Origin of the sequence: Agrobacterium sp. SUL3 (assembly GCF_001263295.1) — a bacterium.
Lineage (GTDB): Bacteria > Pseudomonadota > Alphaproteobacteria > Rhizobiales > Rhizobiaceae > Agrobacterium > Agrobacterium tomkonis.
This window is the reverse complement of record NZ_KQ414513.1, coordinates 90,340-114,768: the sequence shown is the minus strand read 5'-3', so window position 1 is coordinate 114,768 and position 24,429 is coordinate 90,340. Positions and strand designations below refer to the sequence as shown.

23 protein-coding genes and 2 pseudogenes are annotated in these 24,429 nt (G+C 59.6%); 5 read left to right on the top strand and 20 right to left on the bottom strand.

Annotated elements, in window-relative coordinates; all coding sequences use genetic code 11:
* The first annotated feature begins 81 nt into the window (after nt 1–81).
* Nucleotides 82–255 carry a DUF6692 family protein gene (locus AKG12_RS31430; RefSeq protein WP_502688813.1) on the top strand — a complete coding sequence of 58 codons (174 nt, stop codon included), beginning with the start codon at nt 82–84 and terminating at the stop codon, nt 253–255.
* Between the two features lie 93 nt (nt 256–348).
* Here AKG12_RS31430 and nirK read toward each other — a convergent pair whose 3' ends face one another.
* The 6 genes from nirK to AKG12_RS22845 form a co-directional block, all read right to left on the bottom strand.
* Nucleotides 349–1,422 (bottom strand): copper-containing nitrite reductase, encoded by a 1,074-nt coding sequence (gene nirK, locus AKG12_RS22875; protein ID WP_052820541.1) that lies wholly within the window; start codon nt 1,420–1,422, stop codon nt 349–351.
* Nucleotides 1,423–1,552: 130 nt separating this feature from the next.
* Nucleotides 1,553–2,056, bottom strand: a complete 504-nt coding sequence (locus AKG12_RS22870) for a polyketide cyclase (protein WP_052820540.1) — start codon at nt 2,054–2,056, stop codon at nt 1,553–1,555.
* Nucleotides 2,053–2,238, bottom strand: a complete 186-nt coding sequence (locus AKG12_RS22865; protein WP_052820539.1) for a DUF2933 domain-containing protein — start codon at nt 2,236–2,238, stop codon at nt 2,053–2,055. The genes AKG12_RS22870 and AKG12_RS22865 overlap by 4 nt, the downstream gene beginning before the upstream one ends.
* Complete coding sequence (locus tag AKG12_RS22860; RefSeq protein WP_225341565.1) at nt 2,235–4,358, bottom strand: copper-transporting P-type ATPase; 2,124 nt, start codon at nt 4,356–4,358, stop codon at nt 2,235–2,237. The genes AKG12_RS22865 and AKG12_RS22860 overlap by 4 nt, the downstream gene beginning before the upstream one ends.
* A 118-nt stretch (nt 4,359–4,476) precedes the next feature.
* Nucleotides 4,477–5,949 (bottom strand): multicopper oxidase family protein, encoded by a 1,473-nt coding sequence (locus tag AKG12_RS22855; RefSeq protein ID WP_052820537.1) that lies wholly within the window; start codon nt 5,947–5,949, stop codon nt 4,477–4,479.
* A 729-nt stretch (nt 5,950–6,678) separates the two neighbouring features.
* Nucleotides 6,679–6,981, bottom strand: a complete 303-nt coding sequence (locus tag AKG12_RS22845; RefSeq protein ID WP_052820535.1) for a DUF982 domain-containing protein — start codon at nt 6,979–6,981, stop codon at nt 6,679–6,681.
* Nucleotides 6,982–7,355: 374 nt separating this feature from the next.
* Between AKG12_RS22845 and AKG12_RS22840 the strand changes: the two genes are divergently transcribed.
* Nucleotides 7,356–7,823: an Hsp20 family protein gene (locus tag AKG12_RS22840; protein ID WP_052820534.1), complete on the top strand. Its 468-nt coding sequence runs from the start codon at nt 7,356–7,358 to the stop codon at nt 7,821–7,823.
* 187 nt (nt 7,824–8,010) lie between these two features.
* On the opposite strand, the gene dsbG is transcribed toward AKG12_RS22840, so the two are convergent.
* From dsbG to blh, 6 genes are all read right to left on the bottom strand, one after another.
* Entirely contained in the window at nt 8,011–8,814 is an 804-nt protein-coding gene (dsbG, locus tag AKG12_RS22835; protein WP_197283341.1) for a thiol:disulfide interchange protein DsbG, read from the bottom strand.
* Between the two features lie 108 nt (nt 8,815–8,922).
* Nucleotides 8,923–9,705: a sulfite exporter TauE/SafE family protein gene (locus AKG12_RS22830; RefSeq protein WP_153423400.1), complete on the bottom strand. Its 783-nt coding sequence runs from the start codon at nt 9,703–9,705 to the stop codon at nt 8,923–8,925.
* Complete coding sequence (locus tag AKG12_RS22825; protein WP_052820532.1) at nt 9,702–10,133, bottom strand: YeeE/YedE family protein; 432 nt, start codon at nt 10,131–10,133, stop codon at nt 9,702–9,704. Before AKG12_RS22825 ends, AKG12_RS22830 begins: the two co-directional genes overlap by 4 nt.
* Nucleotides 10,130–10,540, bottom strand: coding sequence for a YeeE/YedE family protein (locus AKG12_RS22820; RefSeq protein WP_052820531.1), 411 nt, complete (start codon nt 10,538–10,540; stop codon nt 10,130–10,132). Before AKG12_RS22820 ends, AKG12_RS22825 begins: the two co-directional genes overlap by 4 nt.
* Nucleotides 10,537–10,884, bottom strand: coding sequence for a sulfite-sensing transcriptional repressor BigR (bigR, locus tag AKG12_RS22815; RefSeq protein WP_107341307.1), 348 nt, complete (start codon nt 10,882–10,884; stop codon nt 10,537–10,539). The genes AKG12_RS22820 and bigR overlap by 4 nt, the downstream gene beginning before the upstream one ends.
* Nucleotides 10,875–12,173, bottom strand: coding sequence for a bifunctional sulfur transferase/dioxygenase Blh (blh, locus tag AKG12_RS22810; protein WP_052820529.1), 1,299 nt, complete (start codon nt 12,171–12,173; stop codon nt 10,875–10,877). Before blh ends, bigR begins: the two co-directional genes overlap by 10 nt.
* Before the next feature lie 119 nt (nt 12,174–12,292).
* On the opposite strand from blh, the gene AKG12_RS22805 reads away from it, so the two are divergent.
* Together AKG12_RS22805 and AKG12_RS22800 are read left to right on the top strand one after the other, a co-directional pair.
* The gene (locus AKG12_RS22805) at nt 12,293–12,733 is read left to right on the top strand and encodes a hypothetical protein (RefSeq protein ID WP_052820528.1); all 441 of its coding nucleotides are present in this window, start codon (nt 12,293–12,295) and stop codon (nt 12,731–12,733) included.
* An 8-nt stretch (nt 12,734–12,741) separates the two neighbouring features.
* The gene (locus tag AKG12_RS22800) at nt 12,742–13,545 is read left to right on the top strand and encodes a DUF2243 domain-containing protein (protein WP_052820527.1); all 804 of its coding nucleotides are present in this window, start codon (nt 12,742–12,744) and stop codon (nt 13,543–13,545) included.
* A 5-nt stretch (nt 13,546–13,550) separates the two neighbouring features.
* Here the strand turns inward: AKG12_RS22800 and AKG12_RS22795 are convergent, their stop codons facing one another.
* From AKG12_RS22795 to AKG12_RS22760, 8 genes and pseudogenes are all read right to left on the bottom strand, one after another.
* Entirely contained in the window at nt 13,551–14,918 is a 1,368-nt protein-coding gene (locus AKG12_RS22795; protein ID WP_052820526.1) for an ATP-binding protein, read from the bottom strand.
* Entirely contained in the window at nt 14,915–15,577 is a 663-nt protein-coding gene (locus AKG12_RS22790) for a response regulator (protein ID WP_052820525.1), read from the bottom strand. The genes AKG12_RS22795 and AKG12_RS22790 overlap by 4 nt, the downstream gene beginning before the upstream one ends.
* Nucleotides 15,578–15,625: 48 nt before the next feature.
* Nucleotides 15,626–15,931 (bottom strand): annotated as a pseudogene (locus AKG12_RS22785) (transposase domain-containing protein); the annotation flags it as partial.
* 2,425 nt (nt 15,932–18,356) lie between these two features.
* Nucleotides 18,357–18,659, bottom strand: a pseudogene (locus AKG12_RS31425) (GAP1-N1 domain-containing protein); the annotation flags it as partial.
* A gap of 3 nt (nt 18,660–18,662) precedes the next feature.
* A complete protein-coding gene (locus AKG12_RS22775) occupies nt 18,663–19,517 on the bottom strand; it encodes a TRAFAC clade GTPase domain-containing protein (protein WP_052820523.1) in 855 nt (284 codons plus the stop codon).
* Nucleotides 19,514–20,524: a TRAFAC clade GTPase domain-containing protein gene (locus AKG12_RS22770; RefSeq protein ID WP_052820522.1), complete on the bottom strand. Its 1,011-nt coding sequence runs from the start codon at nt 20,522–20,524 to the stop codon at nt 19,514–19,516. The genes AKG12_RS22775 and AKG12_RS22770 overlap by 4 nt, the downstream gene beginning before the upstream one ends.
* Nucleotides 20,521–21,549, bottom strand: coding sequence for a GTPase-associated system all-helical protein GASH (locus AKG12_RS22765; RefSeq protein ID WP_052820521.1), 1,029 nt, complete (start codon nt 21,547–21,549; stop codon nt 20,521–20,523). Before AKG12_RS22765 ends, AKG12_RS22770 begins: the two co-directional genes overlap by 4 nt.
* Nucleotides 21,546–22,901 (bottom strand): metallophosphoesterase, encoded by a 1,356-nt coding sequence (locus tag AKG12_RS22760; RefSeq protein WP_052820520.1) that lies wholly within the window; start codon nt 22,899–22,901, stop codon nt 21,546–21,548. The genes AKG12_RS22765 and AKG12_RS22760 overlap by 4 nt, the downstream gene beginning before the upstream one ends.
* A gap of 521 nt (nt 22,902–23,422) precedes the next feature.
* Between AKG12_RS22760 and AKG12_RS22755 the strand changes: the two genes are divergently transcribed.
* Entirely contained in the window at nt 23,423–24,421 is a 999-nt protein-coding gene (locus AKG12_RS22755; RefSeq protein WP_052820519.1) for an AAA family ATPase, read from the top strand.
* The last annotated feature ends 8 nt before the right edge of the window (nt 24,422–24,429 follow it).

The following is a 24,429-nucleotide window of genomic DNA, read 5'->3' as shown; positions in this document are numbered from 1 at the left end:
AGCCCCATCACAGATGGGGGTCCCGTTTGGATGCCGATCACCCCATTTGCGGGGTCCTTATTCCATGCTTAATCACACCTAGTGGAACTGCAGCCAGGCGGGGACGGCAACCTCGTCCTGACCTCTGGGCCCATCAGCGTCACTCTCTCCGCCGATGATGTCCAAGCGGAAGAGAAGGTGGAAGCCGACATGGTATTCGCGATTGGTGAGAGCCTGCGCGTGGGATATTCAGGTTACTACCAGTGCGGCGGCTAGCGCGACGCGTGACTATCTCCGACCACCTTCTTCGAAGCGTTCAAGCGCAGGAGGCAGGAAATGTTGTTAGCACCCCGCCACCTGCGCCGTCGATCAGTGTGTCTCGTGTTTACCGTGTTCCGCCTGGGCAGTGCGTGTCGTTGCTGCTTGGAAGATTTCCGTCTGCTCGTTTCCGTCGACGACGAGCTTGCCCACCAGACCACGCGCTGCCCGTGACAGAGCATGGTCCACCAGCACGTACTCACCGGGAACGTCCATCGTCATGTCGACCACCGCAGCTCCGCCGGGCGGAACCGTGATGGTCTGCACGTCGGTCAGCGGCTCCGTCGTCAGCGACGCGAGCTGATACACCTTGTCGAAGATTTCGCCGATCACGTGGAAGCTCGACGTCTTGTTGGGGCCGCCGACACCGAAGTAGATGCGGACAGTCTCGCCGACTTTCGCGGTCAGCGCATCGTCGCCGGTCAGTGCGTTGGCCGCGCCGTTGAACACATAGTATTCCGGCGTCTCGTCCATCAGCCTGTCGATGCTCTCAGTGAGTTTGCCCTTCGTGCCATAGGCCTGCTCCGTGTAAACCTCGCCCTGCATCACGTAGAATTCGCGGTCCACCGGAGGAAGACCACCTTCCGGTTCCACCAGGATCAACCCGTACATGCCGTTGGCAATGTGGTGTGCCGCAAGCGGTACGGCGCAGTGGTAAACGTAAAGGCCGGGCTTCATTGCTTTGAAGGTGAAGCCCTTGGTCTCGCCGGGTGCGGCGTCCGTCGCCTCCGCTCCGCCTCCCGGTCCCGTGACCGCATGGAAGTCGACGCTGTGGCGTTCACTGCTATCGGCAAGGTTGGTCAGTTCAACTTCGACGGTGTCGCCGACTCTTGCTCGGACGAAGGGGCCCGGAACCTTCTTGTTGAAGGTCCAGTAGTGGTAGGTCGCGCCGTCCGCCAGGCTGCCAGTAACTTCGACCGTGTCGAGCTTCACCTTGATCGTTTCCGGTCCCCTCGCACCTACTGGCGGAGCAAGGTCTGTCGCCGCCCGTACGATATCGAGGGGAGCGGCAGCGGTCCCGTTCGCCGCCGGATGGTTGTGGGTGGCGTCGGCCAGCACCGGCATTGCCGTCGCCGACAGGAGTGCGACGGCGACGGCGGCGCGGAAGAGTGTTCTACTGGTCATAATTCTGGTCCTGCTATTTATGTCTGCGTTGCCTATTATTGGACACTGCGTCCGTCGGAGCATCCTTGCGATGCCGCAAATAGAAGCCTCGCTCGCATCTTCGTGATCGCCTGCAGTGTCGGCTCCGGAGTTACGGCGTCGGCTGAACAGAGCGGAAATGCGCAATTGCTCCGGCGGTCATCTTCGTCACGCACCAGTTGGCGTAGAACCCGCCCAGCAAGCGCCCCAGCAGCCTATCGGGGAGATGGGTGGGCAGGTTGTACTCGATCCTGACGTTCAGGCTGCATCCCGATCTGGCGGGACTGATCCTGAATCCCATACGGTAGGAACCGATGACGAGGAGACGCACCGTTCCGCGCGTCTCCCAAGTCTTTGAGAGCGGAGGATGCCGTTCCGTCACGACTTCCTCCACGGAGAGCGCCAGACCGAGTATCGACCCCCTCATCCTAATGACGGAGCCCACGGAACGTCCTTCCGCTTCGTCCAAGTCGTACTTCATGGAAGCCCCCAGCATCATGACCGAGGGCTCTTCCATGTGCGCACCGAGGAAGGCCGGATTGTCGAGCAACTCGAAAACCCGTTCGGCCAATGCCGACAAGGCTACAGTGCTCGATGCCGACCGCTGGTAGGTCACGACCGGTGATCCTTGTGGCCGTGACCGCCATGTCGATGAAACAGGTGCATCAGTGGGCAGGCCAGCAGGATCAGGTAGGGGGCGTAGCCCAGAACGTGCCCCCAGTGCTCACGAAGGATGTAGAACACCAGGATCAGGGCCAGGGATGCGCCCATCAGCAGGAGCGTGCGGTTGACCGTCATATCTTCATGCTCCTCAACCTGAGAGAGTTGGCGATCACACTGACCGAAGACAATGCCATTGCCGCCGCCGCGATGATCGGTGAGAGCAGCAGACCAAAGACAGGGTAGAGGACGCCCGCCGCGACAGGCACGCCTGCAGCATTGTAGATGAAGGCGAAGAAGAGGTTCTGCCTGATGTTGCTCATCGTGGCGCGGCTCATCTGCCGTGCCCGGACAATGCCCTGCAGGTCTCCCTTCAGGAGGGTGACGCCCGCGCTTTCGATGGCGACGTCGGTTCCCGTTCCCATAGCCACGCCGACATCGGCCGCCGCAAGCGCGGGAGCATCATTCACACCATCGCCCGCCATGGCGACGATCCTGCCTTCACTGCGCAGGCGCGAGACGATCTTGCTCTTGTCCTCGGGCAGGACTTCCGCCTCCACCTCAGTAATCCCAAGGCGACGCGCGACGGCATGAGCGGTCGTCTTGTTGTCGCCCGTCAGCATCACGACCCGAACACCGTCTTCGACAAGCGCCTTCACCGCATCCGGTGTCGTCGGCTTGATGGGATCGGCGATAGCAAACAGACCTGCCAGCCTGCCATCGATGGCGGTGAATATGACGGTAGCGCCTTCGTTGCGCAGCTCTTCCGCCTTCGCGGTCATGGCGCTGACGTCGACACCCTCTTCCCCCATGATGCGGTGACTGCCGAGGATCAGCCGCTTTCCATCGACCGTCCCCGTCACTCCCTTGCCCACAGGGCTGTCGAAATCGATGGCATCTCCCAGGGCGATGCTACGCTCACCCGCCGCATTGACAATCGCGAGCGCCAGCGGATGTTCGCTTGAGCGTTCGACCGTCGCGGCCAGCCGCAGCAGCTCGTCTTCGGAGATGCCTTCCGCTGGTGCAATGGCCGTGACCTTGGGCCGTCCCTCTGTCAGGGTTCCGGTCTTGTCGACCACGAGCGTGTCGACCTTTTCGAAGCGCTCCAGTGCCTCCGCGTTCTTGATCAGTACGCCGAGACTAGCTCCCCGACCGACACCGACCATGATCGACATAGGTGTCGCAAGCCCCAGGGCACAGGGGCAGGCAATGATAAGAACGGCGACGGCTGCCACCAGGCCGTGGGCGAAGCGAGGCTCAGGCCCATAGATCATCCAGGCGGCAAAGGCGACGAGCGCAACCACGATGACGACCGGAACGAACCATCCCGAGACCTCATCTGCGAGGCGCTGGATGGGTGCGCGAGAGCGTTGGGCGTCCGCGACCATGCGAACAATCTGGGAGAGCATCGTGTCGCGTCCGACCTTGCCTGCCTCCATGATGAAGCCGCCGGTCTGGTTCATGGTGCCGCCGATGAGCGTCGACCCGACCTCCTTGGTGACCGGCATCGACTCGCCGGTGATCATGGATTCGTCCACAGAGCTGCGGCCCTCCAGAAGCACACCATCAACAGGAACTTTCTCTCCCGGTCGAACCCGGAGGCGGTCGCCGACGGCCACGGCGTCAAGACCGACATCCTCGTCCGTCCCATCCGCAAGAACCCGACGCGCCGTTTTTGGTGCCAGATCGAGAAGCGCGCGGATCGCCCCGCCTGTCTGCTCGCGTGCCCTCAGTTCCAGAACCTGCCCGAGCAGGACCAGGACGGTGATGACGGCGGCCGCCTCGAAGTAGACGGCGACTGAACCTTCTTCCGCGCGGAACGTGTCGGGAAAGACGCCTGGCGCAACCGTTGCAACGACGCTGTAAATCCAGGCGGCACCCGTCCCCATCGCAATCAGGGTGAACATGTTCAAATGACGGGTCACCAGGGACTTCCAACCCCGTTCAAAGAACGGCCAGCCCGCCCAGAGGACAACCGGTGTCGCGAGTACCATCTGCAGCCAGTTCGACGTCTGTGGCCCCAGTATCATGTGGAGGTTCGTGAGATGGCCACCCATCTCCAAGGCAAGGACCGGGATGCTGAGGACGAGGCCAATCCAGAACCGTCGGCTCATGTCCAACAGTTCCGGACTTGGACCCGTACCCAGGGTCGCCACTTCCGGCTCCAGTGCCATGCCGCAGATCGGGCAGTTGCCGGGGCCGATCTGCCTCACCTGCGGATGCATCGGGCAGGTGTAGATGACGCCTTCCCCCACCATGCCCGGAGGAGGTACTTGCTTCTCTGCCACCTGATGGTGGTGCTCATGGTCATGCTCTTTATGATGATCATCGTGAGCATGATGGCCGTGATGTTCGTGCTTCATCTCCGCTCTCCGATCAGATCGCGCGATTATAGGACACGAAGGACATCATCCCTGCCGCCATGTGGTAGAGGTGGTGGCAGTGGAACGGCCAGCGGCCCGGGTTGCTCGCATCGAACTCGATAGCAACCTCTGCCATGGGAGGAACATGAACCGTATCCCTCACGGCTCCCCGCATGCCTTGTCCGTTGATGCCGACCACCTGGAAATGGTGTCCGTGAAGGTGCATCGGGTGTGTCATCATCGACATGTTGCGCATGACGAGGCGGACCCTGTCATCAGGATTGACGGCCATCGCATCGCCGCTGATCCCCCATGAGTAGCCGGTCATGCTGCCGGAGAGGATCAGAGGATAGGTCTTCGTTGCGGGCCGCTCGTCCAGAGGTGACGTCGCTTTGAGGATCGCCTCCAGTGAAAGGTCGAGGACCGGTCCGGCGGAAGAAGCTTTTGTGGCAACCTTCGAAATGGTCGCGTCCGCCGTTGCGAGGATGACGCCTGTCTGCTCCTCGGAGCCTTCGCGTAAGGCAAGGATCGGAAGTGACGCGGTGCCCAGCGGGAGTTGCAGTACGATATCCAACCGCTGGCCCATGCTGATCGGGAAGCGGGTGCCGGTGACGGGCTCGATGGCCATGCCATCGACGGCGGCCAGACTTCCCACGACGGTTCCCGTGTCGATGGTGAAGGCGGTCGCCGTTGCACCATTGATGATGCGTAGCCGAACGCGGCCACCCTTCTCGACCTGCACGATCTCCGGATCGTCCAGCGTGCGGTCATTGGCGAGGTACGCATCATACTCGATGTCGTTCAGGTCCATCATGCCCATGCCGCCCATCGCCATGCCACCCATGGGCATGCCGCCGCCGTGCATTTGCGCCATGTTGGACATCATGCTCCCGTGATCCATCGGCATCGAGCCGCCACCGTGTCCGCCGCCCATTGCGGAACCTTGCTGCAGTTCCGCCAGCAATTCCTCCGGCGACTTGAAAGAGAAGTCGTGAAGAAGGATGACGACGTCCTGCTCGTCACGAGCGCGGTCCTCCGCCGTCCGCACGATCAGCGGTGCCGCCAACAGGCTTTGTTCCTGTAGTGTATGGGCGTGCATCCAGTGGGTGCCGCCGCCTGCGAGATCGAACTGGTAGTGCCGTTTCTCTCCTGCAGTGAGGAGCGCTGCCGGATTGTCGGGGACACCGTCCAGCTCCCATGGAGGGGTAAGCCCATGCCAGTGAATGAGCGTCGCTTCATCCGTGGTGTTGGACAGGATGACATTGAAGCCGTCTTCCGCATCCAGGACGAGGCCGCTCCGTCCATTGCCCTGAACAAGACCGAAGACGCTGGCGGATCGGCCATTCACTTCAATGGAGCGCTTGGTGACTGCGAGTTCGATGGGTGACTGCAATCCTGTGCTAGTGAGCGCCCAGGACTTCTGTGCAAGGGGTGAAATAGCTGCCGCACTGACGGCGAGCGTCTTCAGAAATTGACGACGAAACATGACGTTCTCTCGATCTTCTTGGCCGTGATCGGCCCAATGGTGGGAATGGCCCGCCAGCGGCGAGCAGTTCATCAACCAATGGATCGAGGGGGTTCGAAGCTAGGAGACGGGTCGTGGCCTGCGACATCGTCAGCGACATCCAAGACCCTAGCCAGAAGCAGGACCGAGTGCGCCGATCCTGCTGGTTGTGCAACGACTGCGAGGCAGAAGACGCAGATGACGCTGCAACAGTTCTGTTTGGGAGAATGCTGGGCCTTGGAATTCTCGTCGCCCGGATCATCGTCCACCATCTGGTGGTGTCCGTCCAGGCAGGTCTGGGGAGCCGCATGCGTAACCGGCGCACTGAACATGAGAGCAACAGCAAGGAGTGCCGCGAGCAGCCTCCATACCAACGCTCTCTGTGCTAACGTGCGCATTGTCGATCCTCCGTCATCTCACCATGCCACGCCTCCCATTACGCACCTTGATCTTTATCAATGTTCGGGTGCCATTATGGTCGGTGGTCGCTTGGCATCGATTGCCAGGCTGCCGATGCTGGTGCTTCCAACGTGGGAAGGTCAAGGCCGTCACTCAGATGAATGTGTGTACCTGCCACGTTACCTTATCGATGTGTGGTCGGAGGTCCGCGCCCGTTGCAGAGCGGCGGCGGGAAGAAGCGAAGCCGACTCTGCGCCCATGTGGCCTTGATGAAGGCGAGAGGCAGCATCTCCAACCTCTCGCCTCAACGGGTTAGAGCGATGCCCTGCCGCTACCGCCAACAGGCCTGATCATCCAAGGCTTCACAGCAGGTTCCTTGGCAAGGATGCCCTTCTTCTTAGCAAAAGAGCGTATCGCATCGCGTGCTGCCCGAAGAGGTTTCAAACCGTCATGTGCCATGTAGCAGGTCCTCAAGGCCGCCTCATGGATCAGGTCCCGTTCCCGTTCTGGCCAATCCTCCAGATAATCAATCGCCTCCTCCACGGCCGTAATCTCGCGGACGAGGTTCTTTTGTTCCTTCAGATACACCGGACGATCAAAGAGCTTCGAGATCATTTCCACCTCACTGATTCTGTTTGTGATCAACAAGGAAGGCGCTGTGGCCAACGCCGATTATCGATGTGGTTTGCCGCGTCCTTCCGTTCAAGTCGGAACACCACTCAGGTCACTAAATCTGATAGGGAAACCGTATATGTCGACGGGAGCGAACGCAGGCGCTTACTGCACAGCAAGCCAGGTTGGCGGGTAGCTGATTGCCCCATACCAGAGCGGGATTACGCGGCGGCGAAAAATTTCCTCCCAGGTTCTTGAACAGGCATTTTTCGCCAACCAGATTCATTGCATCGGCAGCCTTAGTAGGGGCCGATAGGCCGGAGACGCAGGTTTTCGGTGGCGTCTCCAATCCATGTTGCTTTACGGAGGATATGGTAATGAGAACGGAACTTGATTTCGCACCCCTCTACCGGTCCAGCATTGGCTTCGACCGTGTGTTCAACCTTCTCAATAACGCGCAGCGCCTGCAGGCGGTTGACCTCTGGCCACCCTACGACATCGTCAAGCTTGGCGATGACGAGTATGCGATCACCATGGCAGTCGCAGGCTTCAGCCAGAGCGATCTCGACGTGACCCAGGAGCGCAACGTCCTGATCATCAAAGGGTCGAAAGCAGAGAAGAAGGAAGGGGAGTACCTACATCGGGGCATTGGCGGACAGTCGTTCGAGCGTCGCTTCGAACTGGCTGACCATGTTCACGTCGAGACGGCGTCGCTCTCCGACGGTCTCCTGCGAATTGTCCTAAAGCAGGAAGTGCCGGAGGCGATGAAGCCCCGGCGAATCGAGATAGGCAATGGGACGGCGGCCCGGCCGCTCCAGATTGAGTCTGACAAGCAGGTCGCCTGAACTCGCTGAACTTCCCACAATCAGGCACGATCACGAATAGAGGGCCCGCGTAGGGCGGGCCCGCCATTCGCACTGCATTCAGTCAAGCGGCACCCCGTGTTTCTCAGCTTTGATGGCCGCTATTGGCGCGAAGCGGAAGACGCCTCTCGCACCTTTGCAGACATAGAAGAGCCTATCGCATTCTGAGCTATTTCGGACCAAGAATCATCTCGAGTGCGGCATCCTGGGGCAGACCACCCATCTGCCCGATGCTACCATCCGCTTTCCTGAAGACAATCGCAGGGGTCCCAGAGAAGCCAAGCTCGGTCATCAGAGTGGCATTGTGCTCGAGCTTTTCTGCCACTGCCGGGCTGATCGTTTCCAAAGGGACTATGCCGCCGTCCCCGTACTTATGTTCGTTTTCAGCCAGCGCCTCCTCAGGAGACTTGGCCTCAAGAATAGCAGCCGCCTTGGCTGGGGAATCCTGTCTGATCACGCCGACCATGACATGTCGGAGTTGTACCTTGCCCGACTCGACCCAGGGCCTGGCAGCCGTCCAGAACTGGTGGCAATAGGGGCAGTTGGGATCCGTAAACACGTAAACGGTCCTCGGCGCGTCTGGCCTTCCATCTTGGACCCACGTCGACCCCTCCAGCTTTTCCCATCCCTCTTCCGGGATCGGCGCCTCCACCATTTCCTTGAGCTGGGCTTCCGCCATGTCCTGTCCTGCCTCGTCGACAAGTGTGCCGACGACAACATGTTCGCCATCCGGGGTGAGGTAGATTGTCAGAGGTTGCGCGCCAGCTTTTGCGGCGAATGCTCTCAAACCGCCTGGTACCTTCATCTCTCCGAGGATTGTCAGTCCCTGTTGCTCGATCGCCTTCAGGATCCGGGGATACTCTTTGGGCTGGGGACTATCCTCGGCTGCGGCGATCTGTGGCGCGAAACCAAACAGCAGCGCTGCGAACAGCATCAGGGCAGGTCTGAGGTAGGTGAGAACGATGAGGCGCATTTTGGTTCCTTCAAAAGCCCTCGCTTGACCTGCTCACCTTAAGGCAGGCTGAAGGCAGCGGCCATTGTGAATAGGACAGGAGTTGCAGCTATGGGATGCGCTGCTGCCTCAGCCGGTCCAGAAGGTCCCCCAGTTCCGATAGAGGATGTAGGCCGCCACCACGAGTACGAGGGCCGCGAACAGGCGGTTGAGGATGTTCTTGTAGGCGCTCAGGCGTGTAGCGAGCAGCATGCCAAGTACGCCGCCGACTATGCCGCCGCCAATGAACTCAACGGCAAGCAACCAGTCCACCAAGCCGGAGGCGGCATAGTTCAGGGCGGTGGCGAGGCCGAACACGCCGACGGAGAGGAGCGAGGTGCCGATCGCGTTGATCATCGGCATGCCCGTCGCCAGCATCAGGCCTGGAACGATCAGGAAGCCCCCGCCGATGCCGAAGAAGCCGGAAGCGGCACCGGCGGCGAGCGCGACGGCCGCTGTGACGAGGCACATCCTGAGGTCCACCGGGCGGCATTCGGCCGATGCCGGTTTCCTGGACTTCAACATCAGGACGCCGACGACGACCATGAGGATGCCGAACAGGAAGATCAGCCGATCGCCATCCATGGCCTTGCCGAGGCTCGAGCCTGCAAGTGCGCCGACGACGCCGAGCGCCGAAAAGACCGCCGCGCAGCGCCACCAGACGTGACCCTTTATCGCGTGGCTAGTAAAGTTCGCGAAGGCGTTGACCGAAACCGCAAGCGCCCCTGTTCCAATGGCAATGTGCGGCTGCGTGACGCCGACGACGTAGAGGAGCAGCGGCGTCGCCAGGATTGACCCACCGCCACCAAGCAGGCCGAGCATGAAGCCGACGATCCCGCCGGAGCCGACCGCCGTAAGGATAGAGGCGCTCATGTCCGTCTGCTCCACACCCTGTCATGCAAGGTCATTCCGACCAGCATGGCGACAACGAACAGGGCCGTCTGTGGGATGCCGATCGACAAGGAAGCGACCGCCGGGCCGGGGCAGAAGCCGCCGATCCCCCAGCCGAGGCCGAAGAGGGCCGACCCTATTATCAGCGGTGCGTCGATCCTGCGGCTCGTGGGGACATGGAAGCTGTCGTCGAAGGCGGGATGGCGCATCCGCTTCATCACCTGCACGCCGATGAACGCGACGACGACGGCGCCGCCGAGGACGAAGGCAAGGCTCGGATCCCAGGCGCCGAAGACGTCGAGGAAGCCCTGGACGCGGGCCGGGTTCAGCATTCCGGAGAGGGACAGGCCGAAGCCGAAGACGATGCCGGAGGCGAGAGCGGCTCCGAACTGGTAGATGTTCCTGTTCATAGTCCGAAACTCCTCAGAACTGTGACGGCCACTGCGCCGGAAGTGAGGAATGTCGCGACCGCAGCCATGGATCGCGGAGACAGGCGCGCCAGGCCGAGGACGCCGTGGCCGCTGGTGCAGCCGGATCCCATGCGCGAGCCGAAGCCGACGAGCAGACCGGCGATAACGATCAGCGGCCACCCTACCGTGATCTCCACTGTCGGCCAGCCGTCGAAGATTGACAGGTAGGCGAGCGGTCCGAGCAGCAGGCCAACCACGAAGGCGAGGTTGGTGGTCAGGCCGAAGCCCTGGGCGAGACGGCCGACGATCCCGCTGATGCCAGCGATTCGCCCAGTGAGGAGCAGTAGCATGACGGCAGATGCGCCGATCAGCATGCCGCCGGCCAATGATGGGAGATAGGTGTTCATTTGCCTTCCTTCACGCAAAAGATGTCATAGAGGGCGGCAACCAGTTGCGCGGCCTTCTCCTCCGTCAGGGAATAGAAGATCTGCTTGCCGTCCCGCCGGGTCTCGACAATGCCGGAGCCGCGCAAAACCGTCAGGTGCTGCGACAGATGAGGCTGGTGGAGGTCGAGCTTCTCTTCAAGCTCGCCCACCGAGTAGCTGCCCTCAACGAGCGTGCAGACGATCATCAGGCGCGCCGGATGGGACAGCGTCTTCAGGAGGTTTGCCACCTCCCCCGCCCGGCTCGCCATCTCGGCTGTCGAAAGTCCCGCCTTCAACATAGCTTTCAGGTCGGCACTCATTCCCATGCTGCTCCCTGCAGGGCATCGAGCGGAAACTTGAGGTAGCGCTTGCCGTTCGCTTCCGGCTCCGGCAGGCGGCCGCCGCGGATATTCACCTGCAGGGCATGGAGGATGAGCTTCGGCATCGGCAGCGTCTTGTCGCGCTTCGTCCTCAGCGCCACGAACTCTTCTTCCGTCACGTCGGCCAGATGCGGGTTGGAATTCTTCTGTTGGGCCACCGTGCTTTCCCAACGCGGTGCCCGGCCGTCCGGCTGATAATCGTGGCCCGTGAAGATCCGCGTTTCGTCCGGTAGCGCGAGGATGTCCTGGATTGACTTCCAAAGGATGCGGGCGTCGCCGCCCGGAAAGTCGGCGCGTGCCGTGCCGCTGTCCGGCATGAAGAGCGTGTCGTGGACGAAGGCGGCGTCGCCGATCACATAGGTGATGGAAGCGAGCGTATGTCCAGGCGAGAACATCACCTTCGCATCGATCGATCCGACCTTGAAGGTCTCGCCGTGGGCGAACAGCCGGTCCCACTGCGAGCCGTCGGTGGCAAGCTCAGGCCAGTTGTAGATGCCCTTCCACAGCTTCTGGACATCCACGACGCGCTCGCCGATCGCCGTCTGCGCGCCAGTCTTCTCCTTCAGATAGTGAGCGGCGGAGAAGTGGTCGGCATGGGGATGGGTGTCGAGAATCCACTCGACGGTGAGCCCCTCCTTGCGGACGTAGTCGAGGATGGCGTCGGCGTTGATAGTTGCCGTCGCGCCGGCCTTCTCGTCGAAATCGAGCACAGGATCGATGATGGCGCACTTCCCCGTATCCGGATCCGAGACCACGTACTGGACGCTCCAGGTGCGCTTGTCGAAGAAGCCCTTCACCTGCGGCCTGCGTTCGGCGTGCTTCTGAAGCCATGCGTCGGCGGCGCCGGTGTCGAAGCCGCGGCTGCCTCCGAACTCGACCACCTCGTCGGCAGACATGCGACCGTCAAGGACTTCTCCGATGAGGTAGAGGATCAGCGACCGGGTGCCGGTCTTGCAGTGGGCGAAGACGGGGCCTTCAGATTCATCCACCGCGCGCTGGAATGCGCGCACGTCCGCCTCGGTGATGGTGGCTCCGGTTACCGGAATGAAGGCATAGGACAGGTTGCAGTGCTTTGCTTCCTGAGCTTCGGCCTCTGTTCCCGGCTGTCCGGACTCTTCGCCATCCGGCCGGTTGTTGATAAGCGTTGCGAACCCGTTTTCGTGCAGCGAGCGGATGTCTTCGGCGCTTGGCTGGGACGAGACCGAAAGCTTCTCGGATACTCTGGTTACAGGCATGACTGGCTCCGTGGTTATATCGGTATACGTTATAATATATTATATAACAATTGGGGTTCAAGGTCGGTGACGGAACTTTGTGTTCACCTCGTGGTTCCCGCGCAGAGGAGGCTAAAACCATGGCCACGACAGCAAACCGAGTCAGCGCCCAGACACCCACTGAGATTAACCGACATCTTCGCTGGGAGATGGAGAAAAGGCTCGCCTACTACGAAACCCACCCCGACCAGATCCCGACCCGGCTGGAAGAACTCGATCGCGAATGGGACATCGAGCGAACGCTCGAGGCGAATGCTTCCACCTTGGCATTCACGGGAACCATGCTGGCGGCGACGGTCGACAGGCGATGGCTTGCACTCCCGGCGATCGTGACTGGCTTCCTCTTCCAGCACGCCATGCAAGGCTGGTGCCCTCCGCTTCCGATCCTGCGCCGGCTGGGCTTCCGAACGGCGGAGGAGATCAATCAGGAGCGCTATGCGTTGAAGGCGCTCAAAGGTGATTTCGACGTCAAGGGCGGCAACAAGCTCGATACTGTCCTGCGAGCCGTCGGGATCAGGTGAGGCGGGGCATGACGGCAGCCATCAGACCGAACGAAAGTGACAAGCAGGGCTTCCCCGCGACACTAATATGGGCGGGTTATGCGCTTGGTTTCGGACTGGGCGGCTTCTTCGACGGAATACTGCTCCACCAGATCCTCCAATGGCATCATCTCCTAAGTGGGGTCGAAGAAGCACGTCAAGACATTCGCGTACTGATCCTGACAGACGGACTTTTCCACGCGCTGATGTACGTGGTCGCCGCGGCGGGGCTTTGGCTGCTGTGGCGGTCGAGACACTCTTTTGCTGCCCGCGGAGCAGACAGACTCCTCTTCGCAAGCGCGTTGATCGGCTTCGGCGTCTGGCACATTCTCGACAGCGTTCTTTCCCACTGGATACTCGGAATCCACCGGATCCGTATGGACGTGGAAAACCGCATGTTCTGGGATCTCCTTTGGTTCGTCGTTTTCGGCCTAGTGCCTCTCGCCCTGGGCGCCTACTTGCGCCGGAACGGCATGAGAGGCGACGGGCGCCGGATTTCGAAAGGGCCGGTCGGACTGGCCTTGGCAGTTCTGATCGCCGGGCCTCTCGCCGCGCTACCCGCGCCAAATGAGGGACCTATCATGATCGTATTCGGCCCTGGCTCCACCGCCGCACGGGCGATGCAAGGGCTCGAAGCAAGCGGCGGGCGCCTCCTGTGGTCCGATGCGTCCGACATGGTCTGGGCCGTCGACATGTCTGCTGGAGGCGATGTGAAGCTGTTCTACAAACATGGTGCGATCCTGATCAGCAACTCCATCTTCCCAGCCGGGTGCTTCAACTGGACGCGCGTCTGAGGCGGTCAGATTGGGAAGGAGGCTCTCGCGACGAACCATGTACCGCCTCTCTCAAACGTCAGGTTGCCGCCGAGACGATCGAGCGCCATCTGGACGATCGACAATCCGAGGCCGCTTCCATGACCAGAGGCCTTCGACCCTCTGAAAAAGCGTTCCGTCACCCGCGCCTCGTCGGCAACAGGAATCCCCGGCCCCTGGTCCAGGATCTCGACAACGACCTCGCTTTGACTTTCGCTGACCCGGCACCTGACCACTGCACCCTTCGGCGAGTGCTGAATTGCGTTCTCGAGCAGGTTTCGGATCGCCAGACGCAGGAGGATTCTGTCGGCCTCAAGAACTGCCGGCTGCGGGGTTCGATCTGCGTGCTCCATCGCGACGTGAACCTCGTTGGCCGCTAGCTGCGTCTCCAGTTCCGAAGCGATCTCGCCAACAAGTACTGCAACGTCGACTGGCTCATCCTTGGCGGCGCCCTGCGACGCATCGACGGCGGCAAGATCGATAAGCTGACGGACCATCCGGCTGGTTCGGTCGACACTTGTGGAGATGCGGGAGAGGGCCTCGCGCTGGATCGTGGAATCGTCGGTCCTGAGAGCGATCTGCGCCTGGGTCTTGAGACCAGCAAGCGGCGTCTTCAGTTCATGCGCAGCATAGGCGGTAAAGCTCTGCTCCCGGTCACGCGCTTCGGCCACCCGGCCGAACAGGCTGTTCAGCGCTCGAATGACCGGCCGCACTTCCCGCGGCACGGTTCCGTCATCGATCGGATGGAGTTCAGATGCGGAACGCCCGGCAAGTCCCTCGGCAATGCGCGTCAGTGGGGCAAGACCGCGGCCGACGCTGACCCAGATCAACACCGCCAAGACGGGGAGGATGACGATGCCGGGAACAAGAAGCCCCTTGATGACGTCGCCGATGAGTCGGTCCCGTATCTCAAGGCTGTCGCCGACCAGAACACGAACGCCGAGCGTCGGGTTGACGACCGCGTAGACACGCCACCGTTCTCCGTCGATCTCAGTTTCTTCGAAGCCATCCGTGTGGCTGGCAAGCGAAGTTTCGGGCGCACTCTCGGAGCGGCTGACGAGGCTGCCCTGAAGCGACCAGATCTGGCAGGAGAGCTGGCGGCTGTAGCTGCCGTCAGCTTGCTTGAACGGTGGAGGCGGAGCATTCGCGATTGCAGCGTCTACCGCCGCAGACGGCTCGATCCGGTGATCCGTGATGAGCGAGCTCACCATGCGTGCCGCTTCCATCAAACGGGCGTCCAGCACCCGCTCGACTTCGGCTTGTGTGCTTGCGTAGATCCAGGCCGCGGCGAGAAGCCAGACGGCGCCGGTCGTGGCCAGCAGGATCACAAACAGTCTGATCCGTATCGAATTCATTGCGATGTCCTCAACCGGTAGCCCGCGCCCCGCACGGTCTCGATGAACGACGCACCGAGCTTGGATCGCAGCTTGTGGATGTGAACCTCGACGGTATTGCTCTCGATTTCCTCCTGCCACCCATAAAGCTTCTCCTCGAGGTTCGACCGCGACAGGATGACGCCCGGCGTCTCCATCAACGCCTGGAGGATCACGAACTCCCGTCGGGAAAGGGAGATCGTGATCTCGTCACGCGATGCGGACATGCGTGCTGGGTCGAGGCTGACGTCCTTCCACTCGAGAAGCCCGGCCGCACGGCCGTGTCCACGGCGGACGATGGCGCGCAGACGGGCCGCAACCTCGTCGAGATCGAATGGCTTGCCGAGATAGTCGTCTGCCCCCGAATCCAGTCCAGTGATGCGATCCGCGACCTCGTCCTTTGCCGTCAGGAGGAGAACCGGCGTGCGATCGCCGGAGCGGCGCATCCGCGACAGCACATCGAGGCCTGATCCGTCAGGGAGCATGAGGTCGAGTATGATCGCGTCGAAGCGGTCGGCCTCGATGGCCGCGTCGGCGTCGGCAACCGATGTCACGGCGTCCACCGTAAAGCCGCACATCTGCAGCCCGACCTTCAAGCCGTCCAGCAGGATCTCGTCATCTTCCAGCACAAGTAGCCGCATCACATCCTCGTCTAGCTTCGCATCCTCCCTGCGCCCGCCACCTTAAGGATAGCGCCATTTGCCGCGGATCTTGACATAGGTCTCATCAATCCGGACCGAGCCGCAATGGGGTCGACGAAACTGCCGCCGCCGTTTCTCGATGACAGGTGCATAAGCCAATACCCAGCGGTTGATCGTGCTATGATCGACCTCGAAGCCCCGCTCGCGAAACATCTCTTCCAAGTCACGATAGCTGAGCGGGTAGCGCAAGTACCAGGCAACCGCCTGTACAATCAGCCAGGCCTCGAAATGCCTGCCCTTGAAATCATCCTTCGACTGGCGCTTCAGCTTTTCGGCAATGGTATTCAAAATCATCGGCTCGCTCCGCAATATCAGGAGCGGCAACTTCTCTCCCCATGGTCAACATCGAGTTAACCTGAAGAATTTGCGACAAGGCCGAAAATCATCAATCTCGCCAATCATATTTCGCCGGCCAGTCTTCATACAAATTGGAGACAGCTCGTGTGATGTCACTGCGGGCATGCAAGGGGAGGCGAGGGATCTCGTGGCTTAGCCGCTTGATATACTGTCCACCTTCATCATCTTTCGCGACGCGTCTAAGTAATCTCTGGAGGTCTCCTGCAAGAAAGGCGGTCAATGCCAGATCGCCCGGCGACCAAGTGCGAGACCTAAGAAAAGCGTCTACAAGTTCCCGTCTTGCAGATTTACATCTGTCCCAATCAAAAAACGGGATGAACCGGAGTAGATCTGGCACGTCATCTTCCTTAGCCAGCTCACGATACACAGCCGGAAATGTCGCAGCGATCACGGGCGAGACCGGCGATCCCCCGGATCTCAACAAGGTAGGCAAGAGCCTGCCAGATGCGCGTAGATGGGATCCGCGATCTAGAGATTCTGCGTCAGAAAATAGCTGTGCGCAAGCAATCCCGGCACCGCGATCCATATCGAGCGAATATCGCTCGGAAAGAACGCGAGCAATATCATCAATGGCATGAAGGAGGCGATTACGCGCCTTTTCAGCAGTTGCGCCAAAGGCAACCATATTCCGGTTGAAAAGCCGAGGCGGAAGGTCTTGGCCCAACCCGGCTTTAGCCAGGCGGCTTCCGTCCAGCTTTTCCCCAAGAAGGTCGAGTAAGTGAGCGATTGTGGTTGGCCCATTCTCCAAAGACTCCTCCCGAAGGCATCGTTCGATGACCCGCCATAGAAGGTCGCGCGCTTGATGCTTCGAGACCATAGGAAGAAGCCGTGAAACAACATCCAGATGCACCGATAGCGGCAACCAGATCTCGCCGGCTGCCCGCAACAGGATGTCCGAAGCGCTGTCTGGAATGCTGCGAACAAATTCCTCTGCCGAGTGATCATTGCGAAACAAGGATGCAAATTCATTTGTTGTGGCTCGCCGCAACAACTCCAAAAACAGATGTTCTTTCAACTTGGGACCTATAGATTGCTCATCGAGCAACCAATCGACATCTTCTTCTGTCGGCTCCAAGCCCGCGGCCAAAAGCTGGTCACGCCCTTGCGACGCGTCAAAGGTGACAAGCAAGTCGCGCAAGCGTCGATCGGCGCCAAGCTCATGAGCTCGATTGCTCAATACGGGGATAAAACTCTCTGCAGCAAACATGCTGACTGCTGCGAGGTGGCGTGCTTCCTCGAGAAGTTCTTCGGTTGAGAGCGATGCGACCAGTGGTAGGAAGGCTTCGCGTTGAAAATCCTGTACGAGAGCAGGGAGCAGCGCTTCCTTGACGGCATCGAAACTATCTGGTGGAAGTTGCGGCAATATTTCAGCGATGCGTCTAATCATTGGTGCGCTGCTGGCGAGCGTCGCAGCGAGATCCACGCTGGACGAAAGGAGACGCGAAAGAGCCAGCGGATGAGCTTGAATAAGCGCATGTTCAGTCGCGTCGCCGAAGCCCACACGAAGACCGTTGGCAATTTGCGGTACAATTGCCGAAAGGGCACCTTGTGCGTCAGGTTGCTCGACCAACGCAATAGCCCCGGCTGGCGATTTTGCGGCAAGATCGCCAGCCGCATCGCCGATTGCCGGGAGGGCAGAAGCAAACGCCGATCCCCGCATTTTTTTTGTAAGCGCACCAATGAATTCCCAAGCTTCTGTCGCTGGAAAGGTCGACACAGCTCTATGGGCGGCTTCAGCGATGGCGGGCTGCAAGGACGCAATGACCCCGGGGTCGGCACCCGATCTTGAGTTGGCGATATCCAATAGTCCCAGTGCAGCTGAAGGCGTTCGTTCCAGATTCTGGTGCAACTCCTCCCAGAGAAGAACAATGCGGAGCGCGGACGAGCTACCACTGTCTTCGGAGCCGACGAGACGAAGTTCCTGGTCGCTTAACAGCTTTGGAATCGGTTCGTGAAACACACGGTCGATAATGGAGCGGGTCCAGCGGTGACGGGTGCTTGTCCCTCCTTTTGCATCAATGCGCCGACCCTCCCACTTTGCGAACCGGGAACGCGCATCCTTTGGAGCGAATACGAGGTCAAAACTTCGACCTTCGATTTTCCGTGGTGACAGCGCAAAGGTGCAGACGGCAAATCGCTTCCGCATTGTCGGCCATAGCGCTGTTAGCAGTCTCACGGTTATCAACTCAGGTTCAGGCGCATCGAAAATAGCGACCGGCTTGGCTTCTTCCAAGAAAATTGCCTCAAGTAACTCGTTTCCGGCGAAATCGGAAACCGATGGCAGCGGCGTGTGGCGCGCGTGAGTGACTGTCCCGCTTGTAGCAGTCATTGGCATCTCGGAGAGTGCAAGGCTGGCGAGGAAATCATTCAGTGTCGGCGATGACGACCATGTCTCGATCGGAATGACCAGGCTTAACGTTCTGACGCATCCAGCTCTTGGTACCGAGAGGTCCTGCCAGGTCCTTGCGAGGACGAAGAACTCGCCGCTGGGCAAAGGATAAGCTGTCAGATACGGATCGAATGCTTCGCCGGGCCTCAGCGGGCCAGCGACATCGGAAAGCCTATCAATGACTGCCTGATCTCCCTTGGAAATTTTCGCAGAAGAGCTCAGGAGTTGGTGTCCGTGCTTATATCCATGCAATTGACTGGTGAACGTTTCTGTCATCGGCTAGGCACCGATGGCCCACGCTATGGGAAGGGTCAAATCCACATCTTTCCGCCACGCGCCAGTTTCCGTGTCGTAGACCGCAACCCACCCGTAGTCATCCAGGCCATGTTCGAGAAATCGATCGCGGAATTCCGGATCTACCGCGAGGTCACCGCCGACCACGCTCAGGCCGAAGACCTGGACGTCGAGCTTTTTCGTGTCCGATAGACGGCCAGCAAGCAGCGGGTATTCCCGGCCAAGGTAGGCAACCGGGCCCTGCTCGAACGTGACCGGATCCACTCTGTCCCAAGCTGCGACGATCACGGAGAGTTTTGGCCTCTTGCCATCTTGTCCATTCGCCATGGTCAGCTCAAGATATCGCACGAGTTCGCAAAGCATTACTTGGGTTGGAAGCTTCCCCCGGTCTTCCTCGACCCCCAGTTTCGCGAGAAGGCTTCTCGATGTGACCCAATCCAGCGGTCGGACATCCAGGTCAGAACCCACGCGTACAAATAGCAACGCTCCATGCCCATGGATCAGCTCGTCCATCCAGTCGGAGGCGATCTCGGAACTTGCGACGGCATTTTGCCAAAGCTCACCGGAGATGTCTGGTATCACTATCGCGGCGCGGCCGCTTCCATCGGGAGAGCAGACGACGACCTCGAAGTCGCGGCGGTCATCAGCATGTTCGCTGCGAGGGGCAAATCGTCCCTGAAACAGATGCTCCGCCGTGTCGAGAACAAATCCAATTTCAGAGGGTTGCTCTGCTGCGATCAGGCGGCAGTTTTTCGCGTCAAGCGAATGCCAAAGCCGCCCCACATAGTTCGTCTTACCTGAGTCCGGCCCTCCGAGCAGGATGATTGATTTATCGTTCATGAGTTCCGCCTATAGCTCAGAAAGGATCTTTCCCGCGAGGAGTTAGGCGACTGTGGCCAGAAATCCGGCCGGTCCACCGTCCGCTCAAGGGTGGACGAGATGAGATTGCTGAGTCCGAACCCCGGTGCGATTTTTGCGTCGTCTGAAAACGGCGCGATCGGGATAACTTCCGCTTCAAGCCCGTGCTTTCCAAATTCAGCCTGAATTCGGGTTAGCACAGCGTCGGAGACTTCGACCAAATCACGGTGCGTCACGACCAGCAGCAACTTTGGAGACTGGCCATTCATAAGCGATCGCAGGCGACCCGCCAACTGCCCAAGACGGGTTATGGCACCCTGGCGTAGTTCTCGATTGGACAAAATCCTCCCGTCGGCTACGAGCCAGACCACGTCGGCGGAGCGGACGAATTCGAGGCGATCGGTTCGGGAGGATCGAATTAGTGTCTTCGTCCATTCACCGGGCAAATCTGGTAGCGCTAGATCGAAGCATTTGCCATCTTCTGCTCTCCGAAGTCGAAGGTGCAAGAAACCGGGCTGACGTTCGTCAGCCATTTCTGTATGCACCGTCATTTCGTCGGGCGTCTGCCCCTCGTTCCAGCGTCGGGCACCGCGGGAAATCTCCTCAAATGCCATGAGGCTTCGACTGTCGGCAAACGACCAGCGGCCCAACAGCGCATGTGACAACAACAGGTAGAGGCTCGCCAGGCAAGCCGTCTTCCCGGCTTCCGGATCCCCCAGAATACCAACGACGGTCACGTAACGACCTGCCATCATCGCCTCGATCACCTCCGGTTTCAGCGTTGAGCTTGGGGGAAATGATGGCAATTCTTCTGGTGTAGTCAGCACCGGGGCGCCAATACCGCTTTCAGAACCGTCAGGGGAGGCTGTAGCATCGTCGCCGTCCCCTCGAACGGCTGTGCGGTTTGCGCAGGTTTCCGGATCATTTTCGAGAGCACAGCGACCGGTCTCTCCGACCGTGCATCCCTCATACTGACAGGCATTGCTCATATTTTCGCCGGCCCGTTTCTCAGCACTGTCTCCAATCCCGCCTCTAGCAGACCCCGTCCGGCCCACTCTTCCGCCGATCGTTTGACCGCGGCGTAGTCGGAATTCGCATTTCCCGTTGCAAGGGCGTGAAGTAAGGGAAAGACCGAGGGGTGTCTGGCGACAAATCCATCCGCGAAAGGATCGCCCAGGGCGCTCCGATCTTCACCGACTCTGGCGAGCAGTTCGACGAGATCAACTTTGGGATTATTGGTAAGTTTCGCGAGAACCAGCTCGTGATGGACTTCGCAAGGCAACCGGCGCAGCTGAGAGGCGGCCTCGATTCCGGCGGCTACCGCGCTGACCACTCCGTCTGCTCCCGAAAACGCCTTGCCCAAAAGCCGGCTACGGCCTCGGAGCGACCACCAAAGAAAATCGAGCTCTTCGCGGTCCAGCGCAGAGTTCCGGCGAAGCGCATCAATAGTCGAGGCCGTGGCCTTTTCAAAAGCCGACGAGAATTTTTCCTCCTCGCCCGCGACGAGTTCAACTTTCTTGAACTCGCCAACGGCGACGCGACGACGCGCAACTTCTGACCCGGACGTGCTTCTGATCCTTGCGGTTTCGAGGATTTGAACCCGAAGGGCCTCTCGCTTCGGATCTTCAAGCGGTTGCTGAAAACCAAGAACGGACCAAAGGGCAGCGGCCCAGACGTCTGCTATCACCCACCCTGACAAATGAGGTTCGTCTGACATAATCCCGAGAGCAGCGCTGGAGGCGACAATGCCTACGTCAAACGGACGTTCGTTATAAAGGAATGCGGAAGCGCGCTTTTGTATCGCAGTTTGGACCTCCGTCCCCAATGCGACGCTCGGGACTCCATCGCCTGATATTGCGCTAGCAACGTCGGCTGCTTTACTGAGGATGTTTTCCGTAGCGGTGATTTTGCCCCAGGCGGTTTTCAAGGCAGCGACGGCTGCACTGCGCGAATCGACATCATCATTCGTCACTTGTAAGCCGGTGATCCGCATGTGCGTTGCTATGTCGCTCATTCAGCATGGTCCTCCCTTTTCTTGTCCAGGATGCTTTGGATAGAAGCTTCTATGTCCGCGATCCGTCCTTTGCGCACCAGCCAATCGAAAAGTTGCCTCTCAATGGCTTGTGTTACCCGCGCCTCCGAATTGTCCTCGAATGCGCCCAGCTCGACAAGCATTCGCAGACGATCAGCTTCAGTGAGATCGCGAAAAAAGCGCAGCAGCAGCAGACGGTATCCTTCGACTTCGGGCGGCACGGGCAGCTCCATATCTGAATCCTGTGCGGCGACAATTTCGACGACTGGTTCCACTTCGATGTCTGCAGTGGAACCGGCGCAATTCTGGTCAATCTGTAAGGTTTGCGGGCTAGCATTGTTCTTGAAATTGGGTGATCCTAGCACGAACCTCGGACATTTTCCGCCGAGACGTTTTTCATCAGCCTCGAAACGGGCCCGGTTTGGATTCCAGGCGCGAGGATGGATCGTAACAACGAGGGCGTCGGCTGCCGAGTCCCAATCAAATTCAATGATATTATAGGTAAACGTATAAATGTCGTCGGATTTAAACGGCACTGTTGCGCCAGCTGCGAGCAGGAGCAGGTCACTTCCGTCCTCGACTTCCTCTACCTTCACCTTTGGATCGTGTTCGTGCCCGGTGATCAGGACGCGTGCGCGACTCCTCAGATAAGTGTTGGCGTCTTCGCTGTCCTTGTACCAATTAAGCGGGTGGTGAAGGAGAACGATTGTTTCCTCTCCTTTTGTGGGGCGAATGATGAACTGGCGGTGACCCACCATCAATTCTGGCTCTTCATCGCTTTCATCGCCCGTGCACAGAAGCGAGGAGTTCATCCGGATGAAACGGATTGTTCGCCCCGGAGCCAATTCAACGCGAAGATTGGATGAGGAACGACCGTGTACGTCAAGCGCGCAATCGTAGCCCTCACAAAACCGGCCAAAGTCTTCGAAGCGGGCAAAGAGTGACGCGCGATCTACATCGTTTTCCAGAACGCGCTCATAATCCGAGGCGCCACCTTTGCGAATGACGTCAAGCAAATGGCTAGCGCTCAGGGATGATTTCTTACGATCGACGTCATGATTTCCCGGAATGACCTGTATGCTGTGGATAGGACAGCCGATACCTTGCGCAAGGCTATCGAGCCAAGCGCCAGCATCATCGTATTGCTCTTTTACACCGCTAAAGGCGATGTCACCGGTCACCAGAATTCCGTGCGCCACCGTACCGGGCAAACGACCGACGAACTCGGAGGCATCGGCAACCAACTGTGCCTTGACATCCGAATGGATGTGAACGCGTTCATCGCGCTCTTGACCAAAGTGGATGTCAGAAACATGGACAAAAATCGCGGGCATCTTGTTCCGATAAAGTGGGCTTTGGAATCAATTGCTTGATCCGAGCGTTGCGAACTGATTTTGTAGCCTAACCCTATTGTTTTGACTTCGAAATCTCAACAACAACATAAGCCCAGCCACAACATTATCGAGAAATTTTCGTAGGCGACCACTATAAGGCGCGCCTATGCACTTTTTCGAGCAGTTCGGGAAACACAATTCATATGACGCAGATACAATCGTAGGGCACCAAGCCCTCGGTCGATCACAAGATTGCTATTACTGATAACTATCTCAATTCTTCCACTTGTGTCAGGTGTGTAAGTGCCGGAAGACCTCAAGCTCAACATCTAGCCAGGCTGAGTGAGAGATCTGGTTGCCAGCGGCATTGCTCACGTGCCCGGTATTATATACGCAACGCAACCATACGATTTTCCGCTCTGACAAAATAGCTTGGAAACCTTGTCGCGAGTATATTCATTCTGGATCAAACGTGCACTGATGTGCGCAGTCGCTCGCCAACAACATGACAGGAGGTGCAGATGTCGGCAAAGCAGTTTATCGCACTCCTGAATTCCCATGTCGCCGGCGACGAGGACCAATTTCTGTCGATCGCGCTGCAGGTCGCGGCCCAGGAGGCTCGCAGCGGAAACGCGGCCGAGGCCGAAAAGCTGAAGCGGATCGTCCAACGTTTGCGAGACCGCGTCAGCGACGCGCCCAAGGCGCAGTCCGTCGTGCCAATGGCGCGGCCGCGTGGCGAGCTGCTGGAGTTCGTCCAGAGCGCCTACCCGAAGACCGGGCTCGATGGCATGGTGCTGGCGGACCGGATCCGCGCTCGCCTCGACCGGGTCGTCCGGCAGCAGTCAGAGCGTGCGTTGCTGCGCGACCACGGCCAGGTTCCCGCCTCGCATATCCTGCTCGTGGGACCGCCGGGTACCGGGAAGACAATGACAGCGGCGGCCTTGGCGGCAGAGCTTCATCTCCCGCTGTTCACGGTTCGCCTGGATTCGCTCTTCAGCCGGTTTTTCGGAGAGACCGCAAGCCGGCTGCGCTTGCTGTTCGACCAGGTTGCTAGGACGCGCGGCGTCTATCTGTTCGACGAGTTCGACGCGGTCGGCTCGGTCCGCGGGGATAGTAATGATGTTGGCGAAATACGCCGCGTCCTGAACTCGATCCTGACTTTCATGGAAGAGCCGAACGCGACCGACAGCGTCGTGATTGCTGCCACCAATCATCCCGAGATCCTGGACGGCGCACTCTCGCGCCGATTTGACGAGATCGTCGAATACGACGTGCCGAACGGTGACGCCGCCCGCACGCTGCTATCGCGGCGGCTCCGCCCCTTGAAGCTGCCCGACAAGGCGTGGTCGGACGTGGAACCGGCGACAAAGGGCCTCAGCCAGGCCGAACTCGTCCGGGCCGCCGACACCGTCGTCAAGGATGCCATCCTCGAAGGCGCGAAGACATTGTCACCGGCCGCCTTGCGTGCCGCGCTGGACGATCGCCAAGCACTCAAGGGACGCTTGAACGTTCAACGCTGATCAAATGG

Excerpts from the sequence above, each read along its gene's own strand:
- nirK (WP_052820541.1), bottom strand. The coding sequence starts at position 1,422 with ATGACCAGTAGAACACTCTTCCGCGCCGCCGTCGCCGTCGCACTCCTG.
- AKG12_RS22865 (WP_052820539.1), bottom strand. The coding sequence starts at position 2,238 with ATGACGGTCAACCGCACGCTCCTGCTGATGGGCGCATCCCTGGCCCTG.
- AKG12_RS22860 (WP_225341565.1), bottom strand. The coding sequence starts at position 4,358 with ATGGTGGGGGAAGGCGTCATCTACACCTGCCCGATGCATCCGCAGGTG.
- AKG12_RS22855 (WP_052820537.1), bottom strand. The coding sequence starts at position 5,949 with ATGTTTCGTCGTCAATTTCTGAAGACGCTCGCCGTCAGTGCGGCAGCT.
- AKG12_RS22845 (WP_052820535.1), bottom strand. The coding sequence starts at position 6,981 with ATGATCTCGAAGCTCTTTGATCGTCCGGTGTATCTGAAGGAACAAAAG.
- AKG12_RS22840 (WP_052820534.1), top strand. The coding sequence starts at position 7,356 with ATGAGAACGGAACTTGATTTCGCACCCCTCTACCGGTCCAGCATTGGC.
- dsbG (WP_197283341.1), bottom strand. The coding sequence starts at position 8,814 with ATGCGCCTCATCGTTCTCACCTACCTCAGACCTGCCCTGATGCTGTTC.
- AKG12_RS22830 (WP_153423400.1), bottom strand. The coding sequence starts at position 9,705 with ATGAGCGCCTCTATCCTTACGGCGGTCGGCTCCGGCGGGATCGTCGGC.
- AKG12_RS22825 (WP_052820532.1), bottom strand. The coding sequence starts at position 10,133 with ATGAACAGGAACATCTACCAGTTCGGAGCCGCTCTCGCCTCCGGCATC.
- AKG12_RS22820 (WP_052820531.1), bottom strand. The coding sequence starts at position 10,540 with ATGAACACCTATCTCCCATCATTGGCCGGCGGCATGCTGATCGGCGCA.
- bigR (WP_107341307.1), bottom strand. The coding sequence starts at position 10,884 with ATGGGAATGAGTGCCGACCTGAAAGCTATGTTGAAGGCGGGACTTTCG.
- blh (WP_052820529.1), bottom strand. The coding sequence starts at position 12,173 with ATGCCTGTAACCAGAGTATCCGAGAAGCTTTCGGTCTCGTCCCAGCCA.
- AKG12_RS22805 (WP_052820528.1), top strand. The coding sequence starts at position 12,293 with ATGGCCACGACAGCAAACCGAGTCAGCGCCCAGACACCCACTGAGATT.
- AKG12_RS22800 (WP_052820527.1), top strand. The coding sequence starts at position 12,742 with ATGACGGCAGCCATCAGACCGAACGAAAGTGACAAGCAGGGCTTCCCC.
- AKG12_RS22795 (WP_052820526.1), bottom strand. The coding sequence starts at position 14,918 with ATGAATTCGATACGGATCAGACTGTTTGTGATCCTGCTGGCCACGACC.
- AKG12_RS22790 (WP_052820525.1), bottom strand. The coding sequence starts at position 15,577 with ATGCGGCTACTTGTGCTGGAAGATGACGAGATCCTGCTGGACGGCTTG.
- AKG12_RS22775 (WP_052820523.1), bottom strand. The coding sequence starts at position 19,517 with ATGAACGATAAATCAATCATCCTGCTCGGAGGGCCGGACTCAGGTAAG.
- AKG12_RS22770 (WP_052820522.1), bottom strand. The coding sequence starts at position 20,524 with ATGAGCAATGCCTGTCAGTATGAGGGATGCACGGTCGGAGAGACCGGT.
- AKG12_RS22765 (WP_052820521.1), bottom strand. The coding sequence starts at position 21,549 with ATGAGCGACATAGCAACGCACATGCGGATCACCGGCTTACAAGTGACG.
- AKG12_RS22760 (WP_052820520.1), bottom strand. The coding sequence starts at position 22,901 with ATGCCCGCGATTTTTGTCCATGTTTCTGACATCCACTTTGGTCAAGAG.
- AKG12_RS22755 (WP_052820519.1), top strand. The coding sequence starts at position 23,423 with ATGTCGGCAAAGCAGTTTATCGCACTCCTGAATTCCCATGTCGCCGGC.